Source organism: Lysobacter sp. MMG2 (genome assembly GCF_016735495.2).
Lineage (GTDB): Bacteria > Pseudomonadota > Gammaproteobacteria > Xanthomonadales > Xanthomonadaceae > Lysobacter_J.
The window spans coordinates 1,388,696-1,415,193 of the sequence record NZ_JAERQY020000001.1; the positions used below are offsets into that span (position 1 = coordinate 1,388,696).

The following is a 26,498-nucleotide window of genomic DNA, read 5'->3' on the forward strand; positions in this document are numbered from 1 at the left end:
GCTAGGACTGTTCCGGCGCCTGCGGTTTTCGCCCGCTCCGATTCCCGATGACATCTGGCACGCCGCGCATGCGCGCGTGCCTTGGTTGCGCGCGCTCGATCCCGCACGCGATGCGCGCCTGCGTGAACTCACCGCACGCTTCCTCCATGAAAAGACCATCACGCCCGTTGGTGATCTCGTGCTCGACGACGCGCAGCGCTGCACGCTTGCCGCGGTGTGCTGCCTTCCGCTGCTGGAGTTCGGCGCGGAAGGACTGCGCGGCTGGTCGCAACTCATCGTCTACCCCGACGCGTTCCGCGTGAATCGCACGCATGTCGATGCCGCCGGCGTGCTGCACGAGTGGCAGGACGAATTGATCGGCGAGGCCTGGGAAATGGGGCCGGTGATCCTGTCGTGGGCCGACATCGTGGCCGATTGCGAAGACCCGCGCGCAGGCTTCTGCGTCGCCGCGCACGAGATGGCGCACAAGATCGACGTCCTCGACGGCGCGCTCGACGGCACGCCTCCGCTGCCGCGTCCGTGGCAGAAGGAGTGGGCGCGCGACTTCCAGGCCGCCTACGACGCATTGTGCAAGCAGGTCGATCGCGGACGCGAAACGGCGATCGACGGCTACGCCGCCGAAGCGCCCGAGGAATTCTTCGCCGTCGTCACCGAGTACCACTTCAGCGATCCGCACCTGCTGCGCGCACAAATGCCACAGGTCGCCGCGCATCTGGAACGCTTCTACGGCCCCTCGCCTTTCGCCTGAGCGCCTTACAAGCCCGGCGGCAAAACCACTTCGAACCGCGCGCCGCCCAGTTCCTGCGAGCGGCTCACGTCGAGCGTGCCGCGATAGCTGCGCACCACGTCCTGCACGGTCGCCAATCCGATCCCGTGCCCCTGCACACGCTCGTCGCCGCGCACGCCGCGCTGCAGGATCAGATCGATCTTGTCTTCCGGCACGCCGGGGCCGTCGTCGTCGACGGCCAGCAGCAGACCCGGGCGACGGTTCGGCGCGATCTCGCCCTCCTTCACCGTGAGCAACACGCGCGAGCGCGCCCACTTGAAGGCGTTTTCCAGCAGGTTTCCCAGCACTTCCTGCAGGTCGCCCGGCTCGCCGTAGAACTTCACGCCCTCGTCGATATCGAATTCGCAGATCACGCCCTTGGCGGCGTAGATCTTCTCCAGGCTGCGCACGATCTGGTCGGCGTAGGGTTCGATCTCCAACGGCGCGGCGAACAGCACATGGCCCGAGCGCGCGGCCCGCGCGAGCTGGTACGACACCAGATCGCTCATGCGGCGCACCTGCGTGTCGATCTCCTCGCGCAGTTCCTGCACCGGGACGTCCTCGCCGACGCGCGCGCGCAGAACCGCCAGCGGTGTCTTCAGGCTGTGCGCGAGATCGGCCAGCGTATTGCGCTGGCGGTCGAGGTTCTCGCGCTCGCTCTCGATGAAGGCGTTGATGCTCTCGGTGAGCGGTTCCAGCTCGCGCGGATGGCGTCCGCTCATGCGCGAGGCCAGGCCGCGCTGCACGCGCTTGAGTTCGTCGATCACGCGCCGCAGCGGGCGCAGGCTCCAGCGCAGGATCACCGCCTGCAGCAGCATCAGGATCAGGCCCGCGCCGCCGAGGTAACGCCACAGGGCCTGGCGGAACACACTCACCTGCCGGCTCAGCGCGGTCGTGTCCTCCAGCACGTAGATCGTGTACGGGAATTCCGCGCGCGCATCGTCGCTGCCGGCACTCCAGATCAGGCCGCGACCGTAGCGGTACGCCTCGCCGGCCTTGCCGCTGATTTCGGTGATGGGCAGCGCGCGCTCGAAGCTTTCCTCGTTGGGCTCGAGCATCTTGCCCGCCGGCAGGATCGGCCCCTGCGCGGAAGTCGAATCCCAGTGCCCATTGGGCAGCACGACCTCCGCGTACAGGCCGCTGCCGGGACGTTCCAGGCGAGGATCGACGGTTTCGTAGGGCGGGATGAACTCGCCGTTGCGTGCGAATTCACCGCCGGCGACATACGCGAGCGCGAGGCTGCGCAAGCGCTGGCGCATGTTGCTCTCGGCCGTTTCCAGGAACGCGCGGTCCAGCGCGTAACCCGCCAGCGCGAGGAACGCGATCAGGCCCAGGCTCGCCGCCAGCAGCTGGCGGGCTTGCAGCGAACGCGGCTGGCCCCAGCTCATGGGCGACCGGCCAGGCGTCCGGCGTGGAAGGAAAGGATCGGCGACGGCATCGCCGCCAAGGGTACCCACCGCGCCGCGCGTTGACGATGACTCGCCGACGCCCGGCGCTGCTGGCTCATCGAATCCGTGCGCTGGTGCTTATTGCTCTCCGCTGCGCGCGATGGCGAAGCGGTAGCCACGGCCGCGCACCGTCTCGATCGGCTTGAGCGAGCCATCGGGATCGAGCTTCTTGCGCAGGCGGCCGATGAAGACCTCCAGCACGTTGGAGTCGCGGTCGAAGTCCTGCTGGTAGATGTGCTCGGTGAGATCGGCCTTCGAGACCAGTTCGCCGGCATGCATCATCAGATATTCGAGCACCTTGTACTCGTAGCTGGTCAGGTCGACATTGCTGCCGTTGACGCTCACCGTCTGCGCGGCGAGGTCGAGCACGACCGGGCCGCACTCCAGCGTCGGCTTGCTCCAGCCGGCCGCGCGGCGCACGAGCGCGTTGAGGCGGGCCAGCAGTTCTTCGATATGGAAGGGCTTGACGAGGTAATCGTCGGCGCCCTGCTTGAGGCCCTCGACCTTGTCCTGCCAGCTCGAACGGGCGGTCAGGATCAGCACGGGGAACTTCTTGCCTTCGTCGCGCAGGGCCTTGATCAGCTCCATGCCCGACATCTTCGGCAGGCCCAGGTCGATGATGCCCAGGTCGAACGGGACTTCGCGGCCCATGTACAGGCCTTCTTCGCCGTCCTGGGCGGCGTCCACGGCAAAGCCTTCCCGCTTCAGGCGGGCGGCGAGGGTTTCGCGCAGCGGAGCTTCGTCTTCGACCAGCAGAATTCGCATGTTGACTCCAATGTCTGTCGTTCTGTCCCGGCCGCAACCGGGCTCCGGAGAGCGTGGCGGGTCAGTCGTCGTCGCGGCGTGTAGGGGGTTCCTGCTGCGGGCGATCGCGCGACTGCGGATCATCCATGTAGATGCGGACCCGGCCGCTGGAATCGACCACCTTCACACGGTTCACGTCACGCCCGTCATAGGGCACCCGCTCCGCGCTCAGGACCTGACCGCCCGTGCGGCGTTCGACCCGACGCACCGAATCGGACAACGCCTGCCGGTCGTTTCCGCGCTCGTGTCCCCGGCCGCCGCGATCATGGTCACCCCGATCCTGCGCCCAAACCATGCCCGCCGTCGCCATGAGCGCGGCAAGCAGAAGCAGGGACATCGGACGGGCTGACGGCATCTTCATCGAGGTTGGGCACACAAGCGAGGCAATATCGCACGGCCGTGCGACAGTGTGCATTCTCAACCGAAGCGGTGAATCCGGTCTGAACTTTTCCGATTGCCCATGGCCGGCATTCAGACCCTGCCGCGTGGCGACCCTGCCTGGGCGCGCTGGACTAGTAGATCTCGCCCACGCAGCAGCGCAGGGATCCCCCGCCGGCCTCGATGGCATCCAGTCCCACGGTGCGCACCTGAAAGCCCGCAGCGGCCAGCACCTCCCGATTGCGCGGCGCCAGGGCGTCGGCGGCCCGGGCGCTCATCCACACCATGTCGCCCGACAGGGCAATCGCATTGCCGACCAGCGCCCGGTGCTCCCGCTCCGACAGCTGCACCACGTGCGGGGTGTAGAAGTCGGCGATGGCGCGTGCGATCGCCGGGTCGGCGAAGCCCCGCTCGCTGATGATCGCCGCCCGTCCGGCCAGCACCGACAGGACCACGTTGGTGTGGTACTCCCCCGACGCCAGGTCGAACAGCAGCGTCGCGCGCAGGCCCAGCGCTTCGTGCATCAGCCGGGCGCCGGCTTCATCGCAGCGTTCCGACAGACCGCATAGACCCAGCCCGCGGGCCCGGTCGATCACCAGCGCGCCCGTCAGCTCGCACGGGTGCGGCTGCAACGACAGGTCGATCTCGGCGTAGTCGAGGACTCCGCCGAAGAAGCCGCGAATATCGGCCCGCTCGGCCTCGCGCTGCCGCACGGGGTGGCGCATGCGCCCCACCACGTAACGCCCGGCCGCGGTGGCGAAGACGTTGTTGGGAAAGACCGCATCGGGCGTGGCCGGATCGCCGGGAAAGCACACGGTCGGCAGCACGTCCGAAAGCGCGCGGTGCAACGCGTGGTGCTGGTCCGCAGCGCGTGCGGCATCGAACCCGGCCGCCTGCGCCATGTAGCGGTTGTCCTGCGCGGACTGCTCGGCCAGGCGGAAGCCGTCGGGCGCCACCAGGAACGCGGCACGCGCCGTCGCCGGGCCGAAGTCGTGCGCAAGCGCCTGTGCATGCGCGAAAAACGCCTGCGCATCACGCGTGATCATGCTGCGTCCATCCGCTCGCCGGCAAAGGACTCGGTGACCTGCAACGCATGTTCGACCAGCGACCAGTCCGCCCCCGGCTTGTGCGCGCCTTCGCTGAGCACCTGCCGGAACGCACGCCCGCCGCGCTCGCCGGCGAACAACCCAAGCAGGTGGCGCGTGATGTGCTTGAGGAAAACACCGCGTGCAAGCTGATCCTCGACATAGGGACGCAACGCGCGCAGAAGATCGCCGCGGCTGCGCAATTCGCCGCCGAACCAGGCGACGTCGAGGCGATGCAGCAGGTAGGGATCGTGGTACGCCGCGCGGCCGAGCATCGCACCGTCGGTATGTGCCAGATGCGCGGTCGCCTCCTCCTGGGTGGCGATACCGCCGTTGACGACGATCTGCAGATGCGGGCGTTCGCGCTTGAGCTGGTACGCCCAGTCGTAGCGCAGCGGTGGGACCTCGCGGTTCTCCTTCGGAGACAGCCCCTGCAGCCACGCATTGCGCGCATGAATCACGAACATCCCGCAGCCCGCCGCGGCGACGGTGTCGACGAAGGTGAGGAAGCGGCCCCAGTCGTGGTCGTCGTCCACGCCGAGGCGGCACTTCACGGTGACCGGTACGTCGCAGCTTTCGACCATCGCCGCGACGCTTTCGGCGACCAGCTGCGGCTCGCGCATCAGGCACGCGCCAAAGCGCCCGGCCTGCACGCGATCGGAGGGGCATCCGCAGTTGAGGTTGATCTCGTCGAAGCCATGTTCGGCGCCAATGCGGGCCGCCTGCCCGAGCAGCTCCGGCTCGCTTCCGCCCAGTTGCAGCGCGACGGGATGTTCGATCGGATCCATGGCCAGCAGACGCGCGCGATCGCCGTGGATCACCGCGTTGGCATGCACCATCTCCGTGTACAGCCGCGCATGCGGCGCCAGCAGCCGGTGGAAGACACGGCAGTGGGTGTCGGTCCAGTCCATCATGGGCGCAACCGACAGTCGGATAGCCTGCGGATTCAACGATTTCTGTTTATCTACAGTCACTTATGGCTCTCTATTGATCCTGCCCGCTCCCGAAATTTCCCCGTCATATCCTAGCCTCGGTGCACCATTCGTGTACCACGCCCACTTGGTACAACACGGCGACCTTTCAACAGCGCGGCGATCGGTGGAGGGCTATTGTCCGCCGAAAAGGCTTTGCGCCCAAATCGCGGACCTTTCCGACGAAGAGTGCAGCCCGCACCTGGGCGGATCGAATTGAGCGCGAACTAGCGGACCAGGAAGCTCGAGGTGTCGCCGAGCATGACGGAGCCACCGTCGCGGAGCTCGTGGATTGGTACAGCACGTACGTCGGCCAATTGAAACGAATCAGCCTCACTCAGCGGGGAAATCTGTCGAGGGTCAAGGAGGGACTTGGGGACAAAGTGGCCAGCAAGCTCACAGCTGCGGACGTCATCGAGCACACGCGGAAGAGGCGCCAGGGCGAGCACATCAACAAGGATGGGCACCGCGTGCCAGCCTGCGGTGGCGCCACTATGAATGTCGAACTGGGCTACCTGTCCGAAATGCTCAAGGTGGCCAAGTCGATGGGCAAGCTCACCTTGCCCCACGACCCAGTGGCCGAGGCACGGCCTTCGCTGCGCCTAGTAAAACTGGTTGCCAAGTCGGTCAAACGCAACCGACGCCCAACCCCCGAAGAGCTTTCGAGATTGAAGGCGCATTTCGAGGCCAATGCTTGGCGAATGAAGCTGCCAATGGCCGACATAGTCGACTTCGCCATCGGAACCGCCAAGCGCGAGGGCGAAATCACGAGACTTCTTTGGGAAGACTTGGACGCGCCTACCAGAACAGCAGTACTTAGAGATGCAAAGCACCCGCGGGCGAAAGAGGGGAATCACAAGCGCTTCCCCTTGCTCGCCGACATGTGGCCCCTAGTCGATCGCCAGCCCACGAAAGATCGACAGAGAATCTTCCCATTCAAGCCCGATTCGATCGGGACAGCGTTTCGGCGCGCATGCATCGCTCTTGGAATACAAGATCTTCACTTCCACGACCTTCGGCACGAAGCGACGTCCCGCTTATTCGAACAAGGGTACAGCATCGAACAGGTCGCCACAGTCACGTTGCACGAGAGCTGGCAAGAGCTGAAGAGATACACACAGCTACGCCCGGAGAGCCTGCATAGGGACTGATTGTCGCCGGTGGCTGCTTCCAGTCGGGCACTCCTTCGTCAAGCATAGAACGATTAAGGTCGCCCTTCGGATACCGGATATCCGCTTCGAGTCGAAGACGGACCTTACATTGATTCGTCGTGCCTCCGCGCCCAATGCCCGCTATCGGCCAGAAGCGGACATTGCTCAGAGATCCGCAGCGTCCTCAGCGAGCGACCAGTCCTTCATGTCTGGGAGCACGCGCGCCCTGACAAATTCGAACACGTCTTCGTAGACGTCGCTAACGATGTTCCACGTACGGGGCGATGCCTGATTGCTTTCGCCAAAGACTGGATGAAAGTAAACGACCTGATCTGTGATCTGGCCATTCACCACCAACAGCCCCGCAAAGTCGTCGCAGTCCTGCTGACTGGCAAAAACAAAGACTTCGCCGCCGCTTACGTCTTCGCGCTGGAAAGCGCGGGCCGCGAACTCAAAGTCCGAGGCGTCGGAAAAGAAATGCCATGGCGTGAACTTGGCCAAGCCCTGATTAAGGAACCAACGCAGGGCGTTTGGCCAGGTCGGATCAATCTTGCTTCGTTCCATGACGTTGCGTGGTCCGTATGTCCGCTATGGGTCGGAAGCGGACATTAGCAGCCCGGCCGCATGCCGTCCTGGCCGAACGTCCGGTATCGGCCAAAGCGGTCATTCAGGCCGACTTCGATTGCTGGTTCAGAGGATGGAACGAAACGTGCCGCCTTCCACCCGGACCGCGGCGCCGTTCGATGGGCGCCGCATGGTCGAAGCCATCATGGATGATGACGCGCTTCTCGAAAAGGCCTGGGACCGTATTCCGCTGAGACGGGCAGGCCGACCTGAAGAGATTGCCTCGGCGGTCGCTTTTCTTGCTAGCGACGAAGCTGCCTGGATCACCGGGATTGTCTTGCCGGTTGATGGGGGGCAGACCTGCACGGATGGGGGTCCGGAGTGGGGCAAGTAGGGGCGCGAGAAGCCCGGACCATCGTCCGGGCTTTTCGTTCGATCGAGTGCTTTGCTTTGTGATGACAGGCCCTTGCAACGGAGGGTCGAACGCAAGCAGGCCTACAAGGACAGCGACTGGGCCAAGGAGAACGTTTTGATCGCGGTGGCCGGTGCATCGGGCGCCGGTACCAGCAATCAGGCATCCGCTATCGGCCAGGAGTGGACTCTTCGGGCTTACAGGTACTTCGCCTTGAAGTTCCGGCGCCAGGTGCGCCATCGGCGTCCGCCCCAAAAGGAGAGCCGGCATCCACCAGCCAGGTCACGCAGCCCCAGGCCGCGGCCGACATCGCGGGGATACCGCCCGGAACGGTGATGACGCCGGGCTTTGTCGAAGCGGCAGGTCGGATGATTTACGTGTGGGGTTGGCCACTGGTCAATTACAACCGTTCGCTGGCCATGGCCGGCGTGCCCGAGCCGGGGCGTAATGGCGGCGTGCTGCCGGTGGCACCGCTCGGATCCATCAGCATGCTTACCGACTACATCCAGGCGGATCAGAAGTTCGTTACCTGCCCCAATCAAGACACTGTCTATGGAGCGGGTTATCAGCACCTCGACACGCAGCCGGTTGTCATCCAGGTACCGGATCTCGGCGATCGCTTCTTCGTCTATCAGATAGCGGACTCGCGTACGGAATCATCTGCTCGATCGGACAGCAGTACGGCACGAAGCCAGGTTTCTACCTGTTGGTCGGGGCAAATTGGGAGGGCGAGACACCGAAGGGCATTAATGCCGTATGCCGAGCATCCACTGACTTGGTCGCGGTCCTCTGTACGTGCAGCATGCCTCCCCGGGACCTGAAAGGGAAAGCAATTGGCTGCCGGCGCCCGAGGACGAGTTTTCGCTCTATATCCGTGCGTACTGGCCGGACGCGCCAATCACGAAAGGACGACCCGCGGTCACCCGGCGTCACTCGTGGGGTTGTCAAGTGTCCGCTTTGGGTCGAAAGCGGACATTAGCAGCCCGGCTGCCGGGCGTCGCGGTCAAACGTCCGCTATCGGCCAGAAGCGGACATGCCCTGCTTGGCGATCAGCGGCCGACCGTGATGGGGTTGAGCTTGTCGCCTTGCTTGTAGAACGCAGGCAACCCGGCAGCACGAGCAATGATCGCGACATCAACAATGTCTTGAACGGTGGCATCGTCCCCGAACAGCAGAACGACCGAGGTGAGGCCCTCAGACGCCTTGGCTGCACGAATCGCATCGCCCATACGGTCAGGGGTGTAGTTCCGTCCTCGCCACGAGAACTCGTCGCCTGGCATCGCTGAAATCTCGGCGGGAACGTCGCCTGCGTATGTCGCCGGCTTCGGGACAGATGCACACGCAGCCAAGAAAGCCGAAGCCGCGACAATCGCCATCCGTTTCATGATTTCCTCCCCCAGTCGCCCAACATGCCTGAAGCGAGATCTTCAGTGTGCGCTTTGGGTCCAAAGCGGACACCAGCAGCCCGGCTGCCTACCGTCCCGACCGAGCGTCCGCTATCGGCCAGAAGCGGACATTCTCGACATCACCGCTTCCATTCACTCAGGGCTTTGAACATTTCCCTGACCATAACGATCAGAGCAAGTCCGACGACAACGTAGAAGATCCATGGCTCATCAATGTGCCTGGACAGCCATCTCGCAACAAGGACTGCAGCGAACGCGATGATCACGTTCCTGCGGAAGATCGGATTTGGATTCCGCTCGCGCATCGCCTTTGTCACGCAAGTGGCCGCTTTGGTCGAAAGCGGACATTAGCAGCCCGACCGCCGGGGCGTCCCGTCCGGACGTCCGCTATCGGCCACAAGCGAACGTTCCCGACGGGCGCTGGGCAACAACCCAGCGCTACTCCTCGCGTCTGGATGCTACCGGCTGGCCACCGGAAAGTTCGTCGCGGCCCACGCAGAGAACGTGCTCGGCTCCCGGCCTGCAATCCTGATTGCAAGGTCGATCTGGTCCAACGAGGGCGAGCCGAGATAGGTGTACTCCTGGAAGTACCGGAACGTCTGGGCAATCTCCGCCGGAAAGGCCTCGTCCTGGACTTGCGCGAAGGAGAATGCGTGCCCTTGGCTATTCAGTGTGCGGATGATGTCATCGAAGCTCATGAAGTCGCCGACGAGGGGCAGGTACTCCCCGTTGCCCGCTCGGCCGGGGTCGGCGAAGGCGCCTGCCACTATGTGCCCGATCTCGTTGATGTCGCCCATATGGATTCCGCGGACGCCGGGATCGAGCGGTAGAGCCCACCCCAGTGACCCATCCGCCTGCTTTTGTGGCGCCAGCGGGCCCGTCAGATTCTGGTAGTACATCGGCGGGATCACGAACGTATGGTGCTCGAAGCCGGCTTCGCGGATGATCGCGTCCACCTTAGCTTTTCCGGTGTAATGAGGAACGTTGTACTTCCCACCGCTGATCTCTTCGACGTTAGGCAGCGTGGACCAGATGAGATGCCGGACGCCAGCGCGCTTGGCGGCGCGGATCGCCGCTGTAGCCTGCATGATCTCGTCGGCGCCTTGTTCCCAGAAATTGGTGACAAGAAAGACGCCGTACGCTCCAGTGAAGGCAGCCTCAAGGCCGCCAGGCTGGTTAAGATCGGCCTTGTGAACTTCATGACCCAGGTCGAGGTGACGACTTGGATTGCGGCTCAAGGCGCGTACGTGATACTGGTCGTGAGCCCGAAGGGCACGCACTACGGCACCGCCCTGCTGGCCCGATGCGCCGATGACGGCGATCACTTTTTTTGCTTTCGATGTCACGTGGGTTCCTCATTTCCTGAAATAGCCGCCCGCGAGATCGCTGCTATCCGCGGGTTTGCGCGCGACTCGCCATGGCTGGCATGTGTCTGGAGTAGCGCACCGCGAATCTAGGTGCAGGAGTCCGGTTTGATTAGCCGGCAAATATGGGTTTCAGTCATCCATACGCAGGAGCGCTTGGTGGCTTCCGTTGGGCACCCGTATTGCTCGCATGGATGGACGGGTCTAATCCACGGCCGCATCTGGCAGACGGGGAGGCCGCGCAGGATGATCCAGCAGCGACGCACCGAGTGCGTCAGCAACTCGAATTGCCCTCCGGAACCACGACATGCTTGCTTACAGACTGACCGCTCCCGACCTGAATGCACTTCACCTGTTTGACGAGGCGATACCCGAGCCTGGCCCGACCGAAATCATCGTGAGGATGCGCGCCGCATCTTTGAACTACAAAGACACCTTCTATCTCGCCGGAGACAAGGGCATTCGACTGCCTCGCCCCACCATTCCGCTGTCGGACGGTTCTGGCGAGGTGATTGCCGTGGGGTCGCACGCAACACGCTTCTCGGTCGGCGATCGCGTCGTCGGAAACTTCGTGAAGGATTGGTTGTACGGCTCGATCCCCGAACATGCCGTGGACTCCAGTACGACGCTCGGCCATGGCATCGACGGCTGCCTGGCCGACTACCGGGCCTTCAACGAACAGGGCCTGGTCCGCCTGCCCAAGAATCTGTCGTGGGAGGAAGGTGCGACACTCCCCTGCGCCGCGCTGACCGCGTGGAACGCGGTCCGTCACGTCCGGGCCTGGGAGACGGTGCTCATTCTGGGCACGGGCGGTGTCGCCCTGTTTGCACTTCAGTTTGCGAAGGCGCTCGGGGCCAAGGTGATCGTCACCTCGTCCAGCGACGCAAAGCTGGCACGGGCGATCGACGTTGGGGCTGATCAGGTCGTCAACTATCGCAACAACCCGGAATGGCACCAGCAGGTCCGTAAGCTTACTGGTGGCCGTGGTGTCGAACACGTCGTGGACACCGTAGGACCGGACACGCTGGAACGGTCGATTGCGGCCACTGCCCGGGATGGCCATGTCCACCTTGTCGGCCTGATCAACCCTGCCGGGTCGGTCAACCCCTTGTCGATTCTCGGTGGAATGGTGAGCGTTCGAGGCGTCCGCGTAGGTTCGAGAAAGATGTTCGAAGAAATGAACGCCTTCATCGAAAGCAAGGACATCCACCCCATCATTGGCCATCGGTATGCATTGGACGATGCCAAGGCGGCGTTCAACCGCCAGCTCGACGGACCCGACTTCGGAAAGATCGTGGTCAATATCGACAATTGAGAGGCGCCGCGCAGACCTCCTTATCAAGTCTTTGCGCGCGAGCTCGATAGCGGGTGCACGAACCCTTCATCGACGATCTTTGCCATGGTGAAATCGATGAACTCGGTCACCGCGCGTGGCTGTTGCCGGCGGCTTGAGTAGACCAGGTAGATGCCGGCGACGTTGGTGCCGTACTCGGGAAGCACTTCGACGAGTTGCCCCTCTTCCACATAGGGAGCGGTGGCGGTGGTTGGCAGCAGGCCGATGCCCACGCCCGTCAGCGCTGCGTCCAGCAGCGGATGCATCATATTGGCCTGGAACCGCGCAATGACCACGACCTCTTCGTCACCGCGCGGTCCGGTCAGCTTCCAGACGGTCTGGCCTGCGGTCTTCGACGCCACGATGCAATCGTGCTCTGCCAGTGATGCGATCGAGACTGGCGTTCCACGCGATGCGAGGTAGCCTGGGCTTGCCACTAGAGCGTTACGAACGGTACCGATCTGTCGAGCCACCTGCGTCGGGTCGGCTTCCAGGCCGCCGCGAATAGCGACATCGATGCCCTGATCGATCAGGTCCACCTTTTCGTCGCTAAGCAGGAACTCCAGGCGAACCTTGGGGTGGTCGGCCAGAAAGTCGGCCATCCATGCCACTGGAAACCAGCGAAAGAAGTCCGCGGGCGCTGCCACACGCACGTTGCCGCTGGCAAGCTGACTGCCTTCCCCGACCTGCCTGGCCGCTTCGACCAGGGCTTCCACCTGCTCCGCGCTGTGCTCGTAGAACGTCGTCCCCGCGGAGGTCAGCGTCAAGCGGCGGGTGGAGCGCTGGAACAAGCGCACACCAAGATGTTGCTCGAAACCCTGTATCCGACGGCTGACCGTGTTCGACGGCATCCCCAGACGCCGCGCTGCCGCGGCAAAACTGCCGGCCCGCACGACGTGGACGAAGAGGGCGATGTCGTTCAAATCAAGCATAGCTATCCTCATGCTTCGTGGGGCGGGCGAAGTCCCGCCGCCGTCGCCCACTACTCACACCAGCGACAGCCATGGCCTCGGATCTGACATTGGATGATCCGTCACAGACAGGATGGAAGCATTTGCTACGACCACGCCTGGTTTCGCATTGTCGCGCGGTTCGGGAGGCCCGGTCACGACACGGACCGATTCCATGAGCAGGTGACGCATCTCCGAGGCACAAAGCGACGCCGGGTAGTCCGTCAGTAGCTGCCGAAGCACGAATGTCCGCTTTGGGTCGAAAGCGGACATTAGCAGCCCGGCGGCCGGTCGTCCGGCCGAGCGTCCGCTTCGGCCAGAACCGGACGTTTCAAAGACGGGTGACCGCTCCACCATCGTGCTCGAACTGCTCCCGGGATTGAGTTGAAACCTCCTCGGCAACGGAATCCGGATCGAAGATATCGCGGTAGAGCAGTCGTACAGGCCGATGCGTTTTCAGGAAGCCCTGGAATGAATCCGGAGCTGCATGCCGCTCATCTGGCTCGGCGGATGCCAGCCAAGGAACACGCAGGTCATTCCTGCCGAGAATGGCGTTAACTCGGCCCTCTACTTCGGTGTACGACGGTGACTCACTCCCTGCTGCTCTGAATTCATTGCCAGTGAGCTGCGTCACGATGATCTCGGGTCGCTCAACACTGGTGAGGGAAACCCAGCCGCTGGTAGCCATATCTGTGTCTGCGGTGAACTGCACGGAAGGGAAGCACTTTCCGGTTGAAAGGGACCGCAGCCAAATGATCGTGTCGTAGATCGCCATATGTCATCTTTGGTTTGGATGCCTTGGTGTCCGCCAGATGCCGTTTGGCGGATGTCCGCTTGGGGTCGAAAGCGGACATTAGCAGCCCGGCTGCCGGGCGTACCGGTCGAACGTCCACTATCGGCCAGAAGCGGTCATTCGTCAGCCGGCGATTCGGATGACTGGAATTCCCGTACGGCACAATCAATAAGCTCGTCGATCCCGATTCCGAACGGGTCCAGCCATGCGGCTTCTTCGCGCTTTGCTTACCCAAATAGGGTCGCTGAATTGCGGGAACGCAATGTAACCGACGACGCAGAATCTGTCGGTCTGCAAGCCATGCGCTATCCACCTAGCTCGAGCTCACGCTTTGCCCAGTCAGCCGGCGCCGTAACGGGATGTGCACGTCCACTGCGCGATAGTCCCGGCGGTTTTCCCCTAGGAAAGTCCTGAGCTTTCAGGACGGTATGTGTCGCTGCGCGGCGCAGCCCATCACAAGGAGGAGTGCGCCACGAGCGCAGCTGATCAGGGAGAGGGAAAACGCCATGAACGGTCTACCCTTGGTGCTAGTCGCCAACCGTCCGTATGCCCCACCCGCGCGGCTGATTCTGCGCAATGCTCGAAGGCTTCATTCGCGATTCGTCCGCAGGGCGACGCTCCCGCTTGCGATCGTGATCGCGCTGTCCAGTCTGCCACCTGCTGCCAAAGCGCAACTCGTGGTCAACGACGGTGAGACGGTGACCGTCGATGCGCCGCGCGCAGAGACGACGGTGACCGTCGGCAGTTCCGGCAATGGAACCTTGAACGTGATGGGGGGCGGCGCATTGGTCGTCGACGGCCTCACGCAGTTGGGCGTCGGCGGCAGCGGACTGCTGTTCCAAAGCGGCGGCATCGTCACCCTGACCAATGGCCCTCTCGAACTCGGCGGCGGAGGCATCTACCGCCTTGCTGGCGGTGTCCTCCAGGCCGGCGGGACGAACGGCATCACCGGCACGGGGACGTTCGAATTTTCCGGCGGCGCGCTGATGGTGACCACCTCGCCACTTACGGCCAGTGTGGCGGCATCGTTCGCGGCAGGCACCACGTCCACGATCAACACCAATGCACAGTCAACCACGTGGAGCGGTTTGTTCACCGGCAGCGGCGCATTGAACAAGGCCGGCACCGGCACGCTGACCTTGACGCAGCCAATCGGCTACAGCGGGCTCACCACGATCTCCGGGGGGACGCTGGCACTGGCTGGCGCCAGTCAGATCATGAGCGGCGGCGTCTTCGTCGATACTGCGGGCACGTTCGACATTTCGGCCGTGACGGGTTCGATTCCGCCGGCGTTTCCCGCCCCCACCATCGTGCTGCCGAGCCTAACCGGCTCGGGTACGGTCAATGCCGGCACCAATACGCTTGCGGTGGACCTGGCGGGAAATGAAAGTTTCTCCGGCACCGTCAATCTTGGCGGCGAAGGTTGGCTGCCCGCGCACGGGCTGTTCATGAAGGCCGGCGCCGGCACGCTCATCGTCGATGGCGCGACCATCAGCGGCGGCCAGACCTTCGTGCTCGCGGGTGCGCTGGCGCAAAACAGCGGCAACACGGCGATCGACGCGCTGGTGCTCGGCATCAGCACGGACCCGCTGGGTCAGCCCACCAACGGCACGCTGCTCGTATCGGGCGGCTCGCTGACGATCGACACCAGCCTGACCATCGGTTCGTTCGGCGCCATCGGCCAGGTGAACCAGAGCGGTGGCGACGTGCGGATCTTCGCCGGCTGCGGCGATGTTGCGCGATGCGCTTCGTTGAACATCGGCAACCAGGGCGGTACGGGCACGTACACCATCTCCGGCGGATCGCTGGTCTTCGACGGTCCCGGCTTCGTCATCCTCGGCCGCAACGACGGCGCTAACGCTAGCACCGGCATCCTCAACCTCAGCGGCACCGGGCAGGTGACGGTGAACCAGGGCCAGATCGTCGTCGGCAACAACCTGGCCGCGAGCAATCCCGGCAGCGGCACCATCAACCAGACCGGCGGCACGTTCACCGTCGCCAACGCCGCGAACCTCTTCCTCGGCGGCAGCGGCACCGGCACCTACAACCTGGCCAGCGGCACGTTGCAGATCGGCGGCTCGTCGCTGACACACAGCTACCTCAACCTGGGCGGCAGCTACGCGTTCAATCTCAGTGGCGGCACGGTGCAGGTCATCGGCTCGACGTTGAACACCAGCGTCGATGCCACGCTGCTCGCCGGCACCACCTCGACGATTGATACCAACGGCTTCGGCGCTAACTGGTCGGGTGTGTTGTCGGGCGGTGGTGGCCTGACCAAGACAGGCGTCGGCACGCTGACCCTGACGCAACCGATTGGCTACAGCGGCCTCACCACGATCTCGGCCGGCACGCTTGCGTTGACCGGCGCGAGCCAGGTGTTCAACGGCGGCGTCCTGGTCGATGCTGCGGGCATCTTCGACATCGCTGCGGTGACAGGTTCGATTCCTCCGGCGTTCCCCGGACCGGCCATCGTGCTGCCGAGCCTCACCGGCACCGGCACCGTCAACGTCGGCACCACGTCGCTGGCGTTGAACCTTGCCAGCAACGAAGCGTTCGGCGGCGCGGTCAATCTCGGCGGCGAAGGCTGGCTGCCCGCGCACGGACTGTTCATCAAGACCAGCGCGGGCACACTCACCGTGGACGGCGCCACGTTCAGTGGCGGCCAGACCCTGGTGATGGATGGCGCGTTCTCGCAGTCGAGCGGCAACACCGCAATCGATGCACTCGTGCTCGGCCTGAGCATCAATCCAGTGACGGGCCTGCCCTCGGCAGGCACCTTGACCGTGAGCGGCGGTTCGCTGGCGGTGGACACCAGCCTGCAAGTCGGCTCGTTCGGCGCCACCGGCCAAGTGACGCAGACCGGCGGCGATGTGCGCATCTTCGCCGGCTGCGGCGACATCGCGCGATGTGCTTCGCTCAACATCGGCAACCAGGGTGGCACCGGAACCTACGACATCTCCGGTGGATCGTTGACCTTCGACGGCCCCGGCTTCTTCATCCTCGGCCGCAACGACGGCGCCAACGCGAGCATCGGCACCTTGAACCTCGGCGGCACCGGCGTGGTTGCGGTGAACCAGGGCACGCTCGTCGTGGGCAACAACCTTGCCTCCAGCAATCCCGGCAGCGGCACGATCAACCAGACCGGCGGAACGCTCGCCATCGACAACGCGGTCACGATGTACCTGGCCGGCAGTGGCAACGGCACCTACAACCTGCTCGGCGGCACGTTGCAGATCGGCGGCACGTCGCTGGCGCACAACTACCTCAACCAGGCCGGCACGTATGCCTTCAACCTCGGCGGCGGCACCGTGCAGGTCGCCGGCACGGCGCTGACGACGGACGTCAACGTCACGCTGCTTGCGGGCAGTGCGTCGTCGATCGATACCAACGGTCTGGGCGCGACCTGGTCCGGCGTTCTTTCCGGTCCTGGCGGACTGACCAAGGGCGGCGCCGGCACGCTGGCGCTGATGGCCGTCAACACCTACGCCGGCCCCACCGCCATCAACGCCGGCACGCTGCAGTTGGGGGTCGATGGTGCATTGCCCACCGGCACCGCGTTGGTGGTGAACAGCGGTGGCACGCTGGACATGGCCGGCTTCGATACGACGGTCGGCGATCTCACCGGAAACGGCGCGATCGCCAACGGCGGTGGCACGCTCAGTGCGGGCGCGGCGGCTGACACTACCTTCGGCGGCGTGATAAGCGGCGCGAGCGGCTTCATCAAGCAGGGAAGTGGAACCCTGGCGCTTTCGGGTGCCAACACCTACAGCGGTGGCACCACGGTCGCAGCCGGGACGCTGCAACTGGGCGCCGGCGGCGCCAGTGGCTCGGTCGTCGGCGACATTGTCAACAACGGCACGCTGGCGGTGAACCGATCCGACACCTTCACGCTCGACGGCACGATTTCCGGCACGGGCGCCCTCGTGCAGCAGGGAACGGGAAGGACGGTTCTGTCGGGAGTGAACACCTACAGCGGCGGAACGCAGATCAACGCCGGCACGTTGTCGGTCGCCTCCGACGCCAACCTTGGCGCGGCGATGGGGCCCATCACGTTCGATGGCGGCGCGTTGGCCAACACGGCTGCATTCGTGCTCTCACGACCGATCACGCTCGACAACGGCGGCGGAGCCTTCGACACGGTTACCGACCTCACCGTCAGTAGCGCGATCACCGGACCGGGCGCATTGACCAAGGCGGGCAATGCCACGCTGATCCTCACCGGAGACAATACCTACACCGGTCCGACCAGCGTCAACGCCGGCACCCTGCAGGCCGGCGCCGCCGGCGCGTTCGGCGCGACCTCGCAGATGACCGCGGCGGCGGGCGCGACGCTGTTCCTGGATGGCATCAGCCAGACCTTCGCCAACCTCGACAACGCCGGAACGGTGCAGCTGGCCGATATAGGCGCCACGCCGGGGACCAGCGTGACCATCACCCACAACTACCTCGGTCGCGGCGGCGCAATCGCCCTGAATACCGTGGTCGAAAGCGACGACTCCCCCACCGACAGGCTCGTGCTCGACGGGCCCGATGCCAACGCCACCGGAGCCACGCGACTGTTGATCACCAACGTCGGCGGCGAAGGCGCCATCACCGAAGACAACGGCATCGAAGTGGTCCACGCCCACAGCACCACCACATCCAATGCGTTCACGCTCGGCGCGCCCGTGTTTGCCGGACCTTACGAGTACACCTTGCAACGCAGCAGCTTCGACGACAGTGCGCCGGAGAGTTGGTTCCTGCGCTCCACGATCGACTGCAACGCGCCGGACGCCCCATCGTTGCCGTGCGACGACGTCGAACCGGGGCCTGGGCCTTCCCCACCGCCACCGAATTATCGCCGCGAGGTCTCGCTGTACGCGGCGCTTGCGCCTACCGCGCTGCAATACGCACGCACCCTGCTCGACACCCTGCATGAGCGCACTGGCGAGCTCGACCAACTGCGCGGACGTAGCGACCTCGGCAGCGGCTCGGGCCTGGAAGGCAGCTGGGGCAGGCTCATCGGCGTGGACGGCGAACGCGAAGGCCGCGACGGCATTTATGGCGAAGGGCCGACGTACGACTACCGTTTCTTTGCGTTGCAAAGGGGCGTCGATCTGCTGCGTCGCGAGCACGATGGCGGCCACAGCGATACCGCGGGCGTGTACTTCGCCCTGGGACTGGCCAAGAGCGACGTGAAGCACTACGACGGCACCCTCGCCGGCGACAACTTCATCGAGGGTTACAGCCTGGGCGGCTACTGGACGCATTACTGGCCCAACGCCGCCTACCTGGACGGCGTCGTGCAGGCGACGTGGGTCGATGCGCGATCGAATTCCTCGCGCCCCCTGCCATCACTGGAGAGCGATGGCTGGAGCGGTGCGGTGTCGCTCGAAGGCGGGTACCCGTTCGGCATGGGTGGCAGCGGCTGGATCATCGAGCCGCAGGCACAACTGGTGTACCAATCGATCGACATGGACGACGTCGCGGTAATCAACACGCAGGTCCGCTTCGACGACGTGACTTCGTTCGCAGCGCGTCTTGGCGCACGCGCCGCAAGGAGTTGGCAGCGGGGCGACGCCACCGAGCCGCTGCAGCTTTCCGGCTGGGCGCGATTGTCGGCCTGGCATGACTTCGAGGGCGAACCCGAAACCGAGTTCTCAACTGCGATCGGTTTCGCCGCATTCCCGACCGACATCGGCGGTAGCTGGGGTGAGTTCAAAGTGGGCCTCACCGCCGAAATCAGCCGCAACCTTTTCATATTTGCGAGCGCCGGCTACCAGCAGTCGGTCGATGGAAGCGACACGCATGCGTGGGACGGAAAACTGGGAATTCGGGCGAACTGGTAGCGTGACGAGCGCTCCGCAACGTTCGTCTGGCCGCACCTCATTCGAGGCTGTCCACTCCTTTAGCTCGCATGCTCGCAGGTCCCCTGTCGGCCAGAATGAGTCATTCGCCAGCGCCTGAATCACGCCGCGCGAAGCGGAGTCGGCTTGGATGAATCTCCGTCTTCCCGGGCGAGATCTACCGCGCGCCCGGGACGTGGACCGAGCATGCGCACCCAACGCTGTGCTACTTCGACGAAGTGAGCAGGAGAGGTCACTTCGCCGCGTGGGAACAGCCCCATCTGTTCAGCGCCGAACTCCGTGCGGCCTTCTACCCGTGGCGCAAAGCTTCGCCGGTCAGCCCCACGCCCGTCGTATCGGAAGGCGTCGCAACGAACTTGTGATGCATTGGCTTACAAAGCGGCGGCAATGGCGACATCCGCCGGATACACCGCAGGCGCGTAATGGTCCAAAGCCAGCGGATCGTCTGCTGGCTCCATCCAAAGGACTCGAACATGACGAACCTGCCCTCACAGACCCCAAAGGCCGCGCTGGTCTTCGGGGGTTCGCGCGGCATTGGCGCCGCCATCGCCCGCCGCCTCGCCCGTGACGGTTACGCGGTGGCCATCACGTACGCGTCCCGTGCCGACAAGGCGGCGGAGGTGGTCGATGCTATACAGGCCGATGGTGGTCTCGCCATCGCGCTGCAGGCCGACAGTGCGGACGCGGAGGCAATCACGTCCGTCGTGCGTGGAGCGTCCGCCCGGTTCGGTCCGCTCCATGTGGCCGTGGTCAACGCCGGCATTTACAAGGGAAGCCCGCTACAGGAGTTCTCGCTCGACACCCTCGACCAGATGCTGGCGATAAACATACGTGGCGTGTTCCTGGCGATCCAGGCGGCGGCTGCAGGCATGGCCGAGGATGGGAGGATCATTACCATCGGCAGCAACACCGCCGTGCGCGGAGGCGTCGTGGGCAGCAGCGTATACGCGATGAGCAAGGCGGCCGTCGCAACGCTGGTGCGTGAACTCGCCTTGGACCTAGCGCCGCGTCGGATCACGATCAACAACATCCAGCCCGGCCCGATCGAAACCGACATCACCGCCGACTTCCTCGAACCCCTGATCGCGCGAAACCCGTTGAAGCGGGTTGGCCGGCCGGACGAAGTCGCCGCGCTGGCTGCTTTCCTCGCCAGTGCGGACGCCGGATACATGACCGGCGCGAGCCTGACGATGGACGGTGGCTACTCGATCTAGCGAGCGAAAGCCTCGTCACGCGCCCGCATGAACCGAACCGGCCGGACACGTGGGCGACGTCATCGATCTCATCGGGTCTTCCAGCCTCCGCCCAGCGAAATCCGCTTCGGGGCGAAAGCACCCGCTAGTACTCCACTTCGGCTCTGGCCGAATGTCCGCTATCGGGAAGCGGACATTCGCCACGCCCCGTGACCTCCGGCACCGATGAGGTGCTGCCTCGTCAAGTCGAACTCATGGGATTGGAAGGAACGCACTCGGCAACCCGATAGGTTTGATTCCAGTCTACTGGTTGAGCGCGGATCTGCTCGGGCGACGTCATCAGCAGCACCCTTTGGCCGCGCGATTTGATGCGCCGGCTTACCTCGCCACTTCCTGAGCCTTCTGCTGCGGAGGGTCTGGTTACTGCTCCACGACTGCAGCGGGTTCATCGCCCAGCGCGTGCCGGGGGAGGTCGATGGTGAAGACGCATCCGATACCAGGCACGTCACGCACGCTCAGCACACCGGAGTTGGCTTCGATGCTGCTGCGGGAGATGGACAGTCCCAGACCCAAGCCGCTTCTGTTCTGGCCTCTCTGGATGAAGGGCAGGAACATCTTCTCCGCATCGCCTGACGGCAGGCCACCACATTGGTCTTCAACGTCGATGAGGATGCGATCCGCCACGGCGTAGGCATTGACGCTGATCTCGCTGTGCGGGCGCGAGAACTTGAAGGCATTCTGCAGCAGGTTTCCGGCTGCCGAGAGCAGCAGGTCACGATCCACGTCGACGGCCAGCAAGGGATCCACGTCGGACACCTTCAGCGTGAACCCACGCACGTTGGCCTCTAGCGAGGCGGAAAGCTTGAGCTCCGCCAGAAAATCGCGGACGGAGAACAATCGGCTCTGAAGTGGCAGGCCGGCTGTCATCCGGACCTCAGCCAGGGAGCGGTCGATCAGGTTGCCCAGATTCACCAGAGATCGCTCGAGTACGCCGCCGGTGGCACCGGTCACGCCCACGCTGCCATTCCTGATCGCAGAAAGTGCCAGCGTCGCCGTCGCCAGCTGGTTACGCAGTTCGTGGGCGAGAAAACCCAGCCGCGCGTTCAGATCGTGCGCGTGCTGGTCCGCGACGACGATATCGCGTTGGTACCCGAATTCGGTGACCGCATTGGCGATCGCGTTGTCCAGGCAGCGATTGAGAACCCGGAACTCGTCCACTTCGATCTGCGCATCCAGCTCGAATGCCAGATCGGTGATGGCCTGGCAAAGGTCGCCGTAGTCGTGGACCACTTCCTCGACAGTGAAGCCATGCTGCATCAACTCCTTGCCGTGCTGGGCCGCCGTGTCGCCTATCTCCGATAGGGCCGGCTTGCCGCCACCGGTGCGCCCAGAAATGCGTCGGCTCTGCCGCGGATCTGAGGTCTGCTCCAGTTCCAGCGTCCTGATGACCTGTTCGAGAAACACAGATATTCCGTGTTCAAGCTCCGCCCCGGACACGCCACGGGCCGACCTCGCCTTGACCTTCACCCTGCATCGAGCAGCCAGTTCGTCCCGATTCGCGATTAGAAAGCGGTGCATCATCACAGCACCATACCCCTAGCGCGCAATCGCGAAGCGGCGGAGCGATCTACCGTCTGTCGGCGGAACCGCCTGTGCAAGCGGCAGGCGAAGGCCGCTGCGGTGAGGACCGAACACATTCTCAGATCCTTTGGGTCATGAGTGACATTGGCCGCGGCGCCGGACACTTCCGTCGTCGCAGGTACCAAGCGGAATGGCGAGCGACGCTGCCGTGCGTTCTCACGGTGGCGTCATTGGAGCGAGGCCCTTCCCTCATCCGCGTCGCGCGTCACCAGCCATGCAGCGCCAACACCAGCAGGGCCGCAATGCCTGTGATCGCCGTAATCCAGTATGCGAGCAGCATCAGGTCGCGATGGTGGCCGCAGTAGCGAATGCCGTCCCTGTCCATGCTGTCCAGGTATTCCCGGTTATGCAGATAAAGCATCGTGCTGCGCGCGCTTAACAACGTCCTGTGCTGCCAGAGGACCGGCTGGGAAGCATGCAGCCACTGCTGCGGGTGGCGAGTCCTGAGGCGGTGCAAAAACGCTACCCACACCAGCGTCTCCACTGCCATGGCGAATGCAAACGAAACACATGCGATGACCGTTACCTTGTTCATGACCGCACTGCAGCAATCTTGCTGACCGTTGTTTCTCGTGCGCGCGCGCGTCTGACACGGGTTCGGACGACCATTTCTTCGTCAACCGCCCGCACGCCCGTCGCTCCTTCCATGCCCGCTTGGTGCGCAACATTTAAGTGCCTCGCGCCGGGCAGGCAGCGCCTGGCGACTCGATCTCTGGCACCTGTCGCACTCCTGCCGGCTCGACGCGTCCGGCGGTATGGCCGTTGGATTCGCGTTTCTTGACTGCGTCCCGACCGACACAAAGAACATTGGCGAAGCCGCGAAGCTTCGCCAATGGCAAAATTCGACTCGAACCGCGAATCTGGCCGGTCGTTCTGGCCCGCTTCAGCACCAACATCAACGGGCTTTGGACTCCGCCGATTAACCGCGTGGCTTCACTTCTTCTCGATGCTGCGCCGCGTGACGTGAGCAAGCTGTTACGGTCTCAGGATCGCATGCCCTTCAGGGCAGTGCTTTGCGAGGCATCCGGGACGACCGAAGTCACGCAGGCTTTGTGTAAGGAGCCGGACGGGCTGCGATCATCGGTAGCCGCCCTCCACCCCGGGTCGGGCGACCACAGTGGAAGGGGTGTTATCAGGGACCTGACTGCATCCGACAGCGTAGACCAGAGCATCTCGACGATGGTTTTCATATGCGTATACCACCCCTGGGTGAGCCTCCATAGGAAGGTCACAGGGGCGCGAGGGGCTCGGCGCATCTGCGGCTTTGACGACGGCTGGTCGTGAGCCCTCACACTATGGGCGTCCTTGACATGCGTACCTCGAATCTGCGGAACGCGGTTCATCTCGCGTACCCGCAAGTGCGCAGGCCACCGCAAGGGGCAGACGGCCAGGTACCGAGATCGCAACGACTGGTCTTTCGGAACGCGCACTCCGGGGGCCCGTCGTAGCCGGGCTGCAGTGGAGAAGTCCGCGAGCGCTTAAGGCATTGCCGACTCACGTTGAGATCACCCGGAATGGCGCAGCTTGAGTACGCACTACGACGCAACGTCGTAATGGCTGTTCAGCCGCGCCGCCCTGCCCGTCCTCTCCGCATAGAGCCCGACGCTCTCCTGTCACCCGACTTGGGCGGCGATCTGCACAGCAGCGCGGCCGGTGCCTCCGTCGTGGACGCTACCCATCCCGACGACGTCTCCCGTCTCAAGCAGAGCAGCCGCTCGACCGAGAACATCATGAACGCCTCCAGCAGCCCCTTATTCACCGACCCCCTCAAATCGATGCCCGGATTCTTTGGCATCCGACTTGATACCCAACCTGCGTATCGCATCGAGGATACTGATCTTAGCGCGCAAACGTTAGCGCTTGAGTACGATATCGCCGTGCAACGCGCTGAGAACGAAGGTCTGGCGATCCAGACGTTTGGGAGGGCTGAGAGTCCGAGCCTTTTTGCTCGCATATCGAAGTACGTGAGGAAAGATTTCGACCCGGCCGCCAAGGAGCAGGAGCGCACCCTCGAGCAGCTTCTTGTTGATCTCAGGACTGCGACGAACTGCGATACGCAGCTGCGCATGCGATCAGCCCCGTTGATGGCCTTGATGGCATCCGATCTTCGGGACGCCAGGCGCTTCCCTACCGAAGGAGCCCTCTCGGCAAGGCCGATGCGGGCATGGCTCCAGCGCTACAACGGAATTGAGTTCCTTCAAGCGGCGAAGCGACACCACGCTCAAGTAAATGCGCAAGCATTGCGCATGGCATGGCTGGCTGCCACGCGGCGCATACGGGCTGGCTGGGCACGTTTGGACTATCTAGTTCCTCCGACCCGCTAACGTGCCGATGAGATGTCCGCTATTGGCCAGGAACAGACATCGAACAAGGCAAATCCTTAGACTGGAACGCTTCGTGAATCGCGGTTTCGTAGATTCGCAGCTGGATAGGCCTTCAGTCTGCTTTTCGGCAGATCGCTCGACGACTGATCAACGCAGTTCGTCGGGAAGCCCCTGCGGACTCCCCGACAGACCCTGTGGGCAGGATTACTTCGCGGCTGCGCGCGCTGCCTCGATAATCACCTTCGCCACCGCTTCCGGGCTCGACACCATCGGCACGTGGCTAGTCGGCACTTCGGTGGTGGTGGCGCCGATCTTCTTCGCGAGCGCACGCTGAGCGCCCGGGTCGATCATGCGATCCTGGCCGGCGACGATGTACCACGACGGCTTCGCGGTCCACGCGGCCACGGTGACACGCTGTTCGAAGTTCGCACCGCGCACCGGACCCTGGGTGGCGTGGATCAGGTTGGCTTCGGCGGCGCTCACGTCCTGAGCGAAATCGCGGGCGATGGCGTCGGCGGGCAGAGTGAGGAAACCGTCGGCGTCGGCGATGAAGTGCGCGAAGCCCGGAGGCGCCGGGAAGCCGGTGGTGTCGGCGGCCGAGTGGGCCCCGAGCGTCGGCGCGAAGGCCGCGACGTAGACCAGCGACTTCACCTTGGCGTTGCCGCCGGCCTGGGTGATGACTGCACCGCCCCAGGAATGGCCGACCAGCACGACCGGACCTGTCTGGGCGTTGATGATGCGGTTGGCGGCGGCGACGTCGTCTTCCAGCGAGGTCAGCGGGTTCTGCACCGCGACTGCGTTCAGGCCCTGAGCCTGTAGCAGCGGTATGACCTTGTTCCAGGACGAACCGTCGGCGAAGGCGCCGTGCACTAAGACCACGGTCGGGCGAGTGTCGGCGATCGGGTCAGGGGTCGCGGCGGTGGCGGCGGCGCTCAGGCCGAGGGCGGAGGCGAGGACCAGCGGGGCGAGCAAGTTCATGGCGGAGTTCCTTAGGTGTGTGTCGGCCGGGTCGTTCCCGGTGAGGCCACTATCCCGGAGTCGCCCGCACGTCATGTGTTGTAAAGTCCAGAAAACTTGCCATGGAGTCCAAACATGACCGACAGGCTCGATGCCCTGCTGGGGAATTTCTCGGTGCGGGCCACGGTCCGCAACACCGGCACCATCTGCGGCACCCATGAATTGGCGGCGGAAGACGGCGTGGGCCAGCTGCATCTGGTCAGGCGCGGCACGGTGGTGGTGCACCACGCCGTAGGCAAGCCGATCACTATCGATACGCCCAGCCTGCTGCTGTACCCGCGGCCCTGCGGCCACCGCTTCGTAGTGGAAGGTGAGGATGGCGCCGACTTGGCCTGCGCGGCCCTGGTCTTCGAGTCCGGCACCGAAAATCCGCTGGTGTCCGCGCTGCCGGCCTGCCTGTGCCTGCCGCTGGACCAGCTGATGGGCGCCCGCCTGCTGCTCGACCTGCTGTTCGAGGAAGCCTTCGAGCAGCGCTGCGGCCGCCGCGAAGTACTGGGCCGCCTGTTCGAACTGGTGCTGATCCAGGTGCTGCGTCACCAGATGGGAAGCGAGCAGCTGCAGACCGGCCTGATGGCGGGCCTGGCGCACCCGCGCCTGCGGCGCACGATCACCGCGATGCACGAACGGCCGCGCGAGGAGTGGACGCTGGAAGCGTCGGCGGCGGTGGCGGGCATGTCGCGTAGCTCGTTCGCGCAGACATTCCGCACCACGGTCGGATGCACGCCGGGCGAATACCTGCAGCGGTGGCGGATCCTGCTGGTGCAGAAGGGGTTGCGTGGCGGAAAGCCCTTGAAGTTACTGGTCGACGACGCCGGCTATGCCAGCGAGTCGGCGCTGTCGCGGGCGTTCAAGGCGCAGGTGGGGGTAACGCCCAGGGAGTGGAGGGGGCGAAATCATGTGCAGCGCAGGCCTGACTAGTCCGCTATCGGCCAGAAACGGACATCGTCAAATACCGACTTCGCATCATCGGGGCGACGGACAGGCGGAGCTGTTCGGGGGGAATGCGATCCATGCGGCCATTATCCCTCAGCCGACGCAGCTCGCGCCGGGAC

22 protein-coding genes are annotated in these 26,498 nt (G+C 64.2%); 9 read left to right on the forward strand and 13 right to left on the reverse strand.

Annotated features, from left to right (window positions below):
• Window positions 1–40: 40 nt before the first annotated feature.
• On the forward strand, window positions 41–748 hold the full coding sequence (locus JI752_RS06285; RefSeq protein ID WP_345777333.1) for a M90 family metallopeptidase: 708 nt from the start codon (window positions 41–43) through the stop codon (window positions 746–748).
• A 5-nt stretch (window positions 749–753) separates the two neighbouring features.
• Here JI752_RS06285 and JI752_RS06290 read toward each other — a convergent pair whose 3' ends face one another.
• The 5 genes from JI752_RS06290 to dusA all read right to left on the reverse strand — a co-directional run bounded on the left by JI752_RS06290 (window position 754) and on the right by dusA (window position 5,455).
• Entirely contained in the window at window positions 754–2,154 is a 1,401-nt protein-coding gene (locus JI752_RS06290) for an ATP-binding protein (protein ID WP_216960840.1), read from the reverse strand.
• A 138-nt stretch (window positions 2,155–2,292) separates the two neighbouring features.
• Window positions 2,293–2,979 carry a response regulator transcription factor gene (locus JI752_RS06295; protein ID WP_216960843.1) on the reverse strand — a complete coding sequence of 229 codons (687 nt, stop codon included), beginning with the start codon at window positions 2,977–2,979 and terminating at the stop codon, window positions 2,293–2,295.
• A gap of 61 nt (window positions 2,980–3,040) precedes the next feature.
• Window positions 3,041–3,355, reverse strand: a complete 315-nt coding sequence (locus JI752_RS19265; RefSeq protein ID WP_254200203.1) for a hypothetical protein — start codon at window positions 3,353–3,355, stop codon at window positions 3,041–3,043.
• Between the two features lie 175 nt (window positions 3,356–3,530).
• Window positions 3,531–4,442: an arginine deiminase-related protein gene (locus JI752_RS06305; RefSeq protein WP_216960846.1), complete on the reverse strand. Its 912-nt coding sequence runs from the start codon at window positions 4,440–4,442 to the stop codon at window positions 3,531–3,533.
• Entirely contained in the window at window positions 4,439–5,455 is a 1,017-nt protein-coding gene (dusA, locus tag JI752_RS06310) for a tRNA dihydrouridine(20/20a) synthase DusA (RefSeq protein WP_345777321.1), read from the reverse strand. Before dusA ends, JI752_RS06305 begins: the two co-directional genes overlap by 4 nt.
• Window positions 5,456–5,739: 284 nt before the next feature.
• Between dusA and JI752_RS06315 the strand changes: the two genes are divergently transcribed.
• Window positions 5,740–6,603 (forward strand): site-specific integrase, encoded by an 864-nt coding sequence (locus tag JI752_RS06315; RefSeq protein WP_345777322.1) that lies wholly within the window; start codon window positions 5,740–5,742, stop codon window positions 6,601–6,603.
• A gap of 165 nt (window positions 6,604–6,768) precedes the next feature.
• Here JI752_RS06315 and JI752_RS06320 read toward each other — a convergent pair whose 3' ends face one another.
• Window positions 6,769–7,167, reverse strand: coding sequence for a hypothetical protein (locus JI752_RS06320; RefSeq protein ID WP_216960852.1), 399 nt, complete (start codon window positions 7,165–7,167; stop codon window positions 6,769–6,771).
• Window positions 7,168–7,357: 190 nt separating this feature from the next.
• Here JI752_RS06320 and JI752_RS19270 point away from each other — a divergent pair, with 190 nt between their 5' ends.
• Both JI752_RS19270 and JI752_RS06330 read left to right on the forward strand, forming a co-directional pair.
• Window positions 7,358–7,561, forward strand: coding sequence for an SDR family oxidoreductase (locus JI752_RS19270; protein WP_256448100.1), 204 nt, complete (start codon window positions 7,358–7,360; stop codon window positions 7,559–7,561).
• Between the two features lie 353 nt (window positions 7,562–7,914).
• Window positions 7,915–8,400: a DUF1254 domain-containing protein gene (locus JI752_RS06330; RefSeq protein WP_216960858.1), complete on the forward strand. Its 486-nt coding sequence runs from the start codon at window positions 7,915–7,917 to the stop codon at window positions 8,398–8,400.
• A gap of 228 nt (window positions 8,401–8,628) precedes the next feature.
• On the opposite strand, the gene JI752_RS06340 is transcribed toward JI752_RS06330, so the two are convergent.
• On the reverse strand, window positions 8,629–8,964 hold the full coding sequence (locus JI752_RS06340) for a hypothetical protein (RefSeq protein WP_216960864.1): 336 nt from the start codon (window positions 8,962–8,964) through the stop codon (window positions 8,629–8,631).
• Between the two features lie 479 nt (window positions 8,965–9,443).
• On the reverse strand, window positions 9,444–10,310 hold the full coding sequence (locus JI752_RS06345) for an NmrA/HSCARG family protein (protein ID WP_216960867.1): 867 nt from the start codon (window positions 10,308–10,310) through the stop codon (window positions 9,444–9,446).
• A 346-nt stretch (window positions 10,311–10,656) separates the two neighbouring features.
• Between JI752_RS06345 and JI752_RS06350 the strand changes: the two genes are divergently transcribed.
• Window positions 10,657–11,664, forward strand: coding sequence for an NAD(P)-dependent alcohol dehydrogenase (locus JI752_RS06350; protein ID WP_216960869.1), 1,008 nt, complete (start codon window positions 10,657–10,659; stop codon window positions 11,662–11,664).
• 23 nt (window positions 11,665–11,687) lie between these two features.
• Here JI752_RS06350 and JI752_RS06355 read toward each other — a convergent pair whose 3' ends face one another.
• Together JI752_RS06355 and JI752_RS06360 are read right to left on the reverse strand one after the other, a co-directional pair.
• Entirely contained in the window at window positions 11,688–12,614 is a 927-nt protein-coding gene (locus tag JI752_RS06355) for a LysR family transcriptional regulator (protein WP_216960872.1), read from the reverse strand.
• 349 nt (window positions 12,615–12,963) lie between these two features.
• The gene (locus JI752_RS06360) at window positions 12,964–13,407 is read right to left on the reverse strand and encodes a hypothetical protein (protein WP_216960875.1); all 444 of its coding nucleotides are present in this window, start codon (window positions 13,405–13,407) and stop codon (window positions 12,964–12,966) included.
• Between the two features lie 650 nt (window positions 13,408–14,057).
• On the opposite strand from JI752_RS06360, the gene JI752_RS06365 reads away from it, so the two are divergent.
• Window positions 14,058–19,253, forward strand: a complete 5,196-nt coding sequence (locus JI752_RS06365; protein WP_216960878.1) for an autotransporter outer membrane beta-barrel domain-containing protein — start codon at window positions 14,058–14,060, stop codon at window positions 19,251–19,253.
• A 491-nt stretch (window positions 19,254–19,744) separates the two neighbouring features.
• Complete coding sequence (locus JI752_RS06370; RefSeq protein WP_216960881.1) at window positions 19,745–20,485, forward strand: SDR family oxidoreductase; 741 nt, start codon at window positions 19,745–19,747, stop codon at window positions 20,483–20,485.
• Window positions 20,486–20,884: 399 nt separating this feature from the next.
• Here JI752_RS06370 and JI752_RS19510 read toward each other — a convergent pair whose 3' ends face one another.
• Complete coding sequence (locus JI752_RS19510; protein ID WP_216960884.1) at window positions 20,885–21,928, reverse strand: HAMP domain-containing sensor histidine kinase; 1,044 nt, start codon at window positions 21,926–21,928, stop codon at window positions 20,885–20,887.
• A 382-nt stretch (window positions 21,929–22,310) separates the two neighbouring features.
• Window positions 22,311–22,640 (reverse strand): hypothetical protein, encoded by a 330-nt coding sequence (locus JI752_RS06380; RefSeq protein WP_216960887.1) that lies wholly within the window; start codon window positions 22,638–22,640, stop codon window positions 22,311–22,313.
• A gap of 979 nt (window positions 22,641–23,619) precedes the next feature.
• Between JI752_RS06380 and JI752_RS06385 the strand changes: the two genes are divergently transcribed.
• Window positions 23,620–24,429, forward strand: a complete 810-nt coding sequence (locus tag JI752_RS06385) for a hypothetical protein (protein WP_216961907.1) — start codon at window positions 23,620–23,622, stop codon at window positions 24,427–24,429.
• A gap of 204 nt (window positions 24,430–24,633) precedes the next feature.
• On the opposite strand, the gene JI752_RS06390 is transcribed toward JI752_RS06385, so the two are convergent.
• Window positions 24,634–25,401, reverse strand: coding sequence for an alpha/beta hydrolase (locus JI752_RS06390; protein ID WP_216960890.1), 768 nt, complete (start codon window positions 25,399–25,401; stop codon window positions 24,634–24,636).
• Between the two features lie 120 nt (window positions 25,402–25,521).
• Here JI752_RS06390 and JI752_RS06395 point away from each other — a divergent pair, with 120 nt between their 5' ends.
• Window positions 25,522–26,364, forward strand: a complete 843-nt coding sequence (locus JI752_RS06395; protein ID WP_216960892.1) for an AraC family transcriptional regulator — start codon at window positions 25,522–25,524, stop codon at window positions 26,362–26,364.
• The last annotated feature ends 134 nt before the right edge of the window (window positions 26,365–26,498 follow it).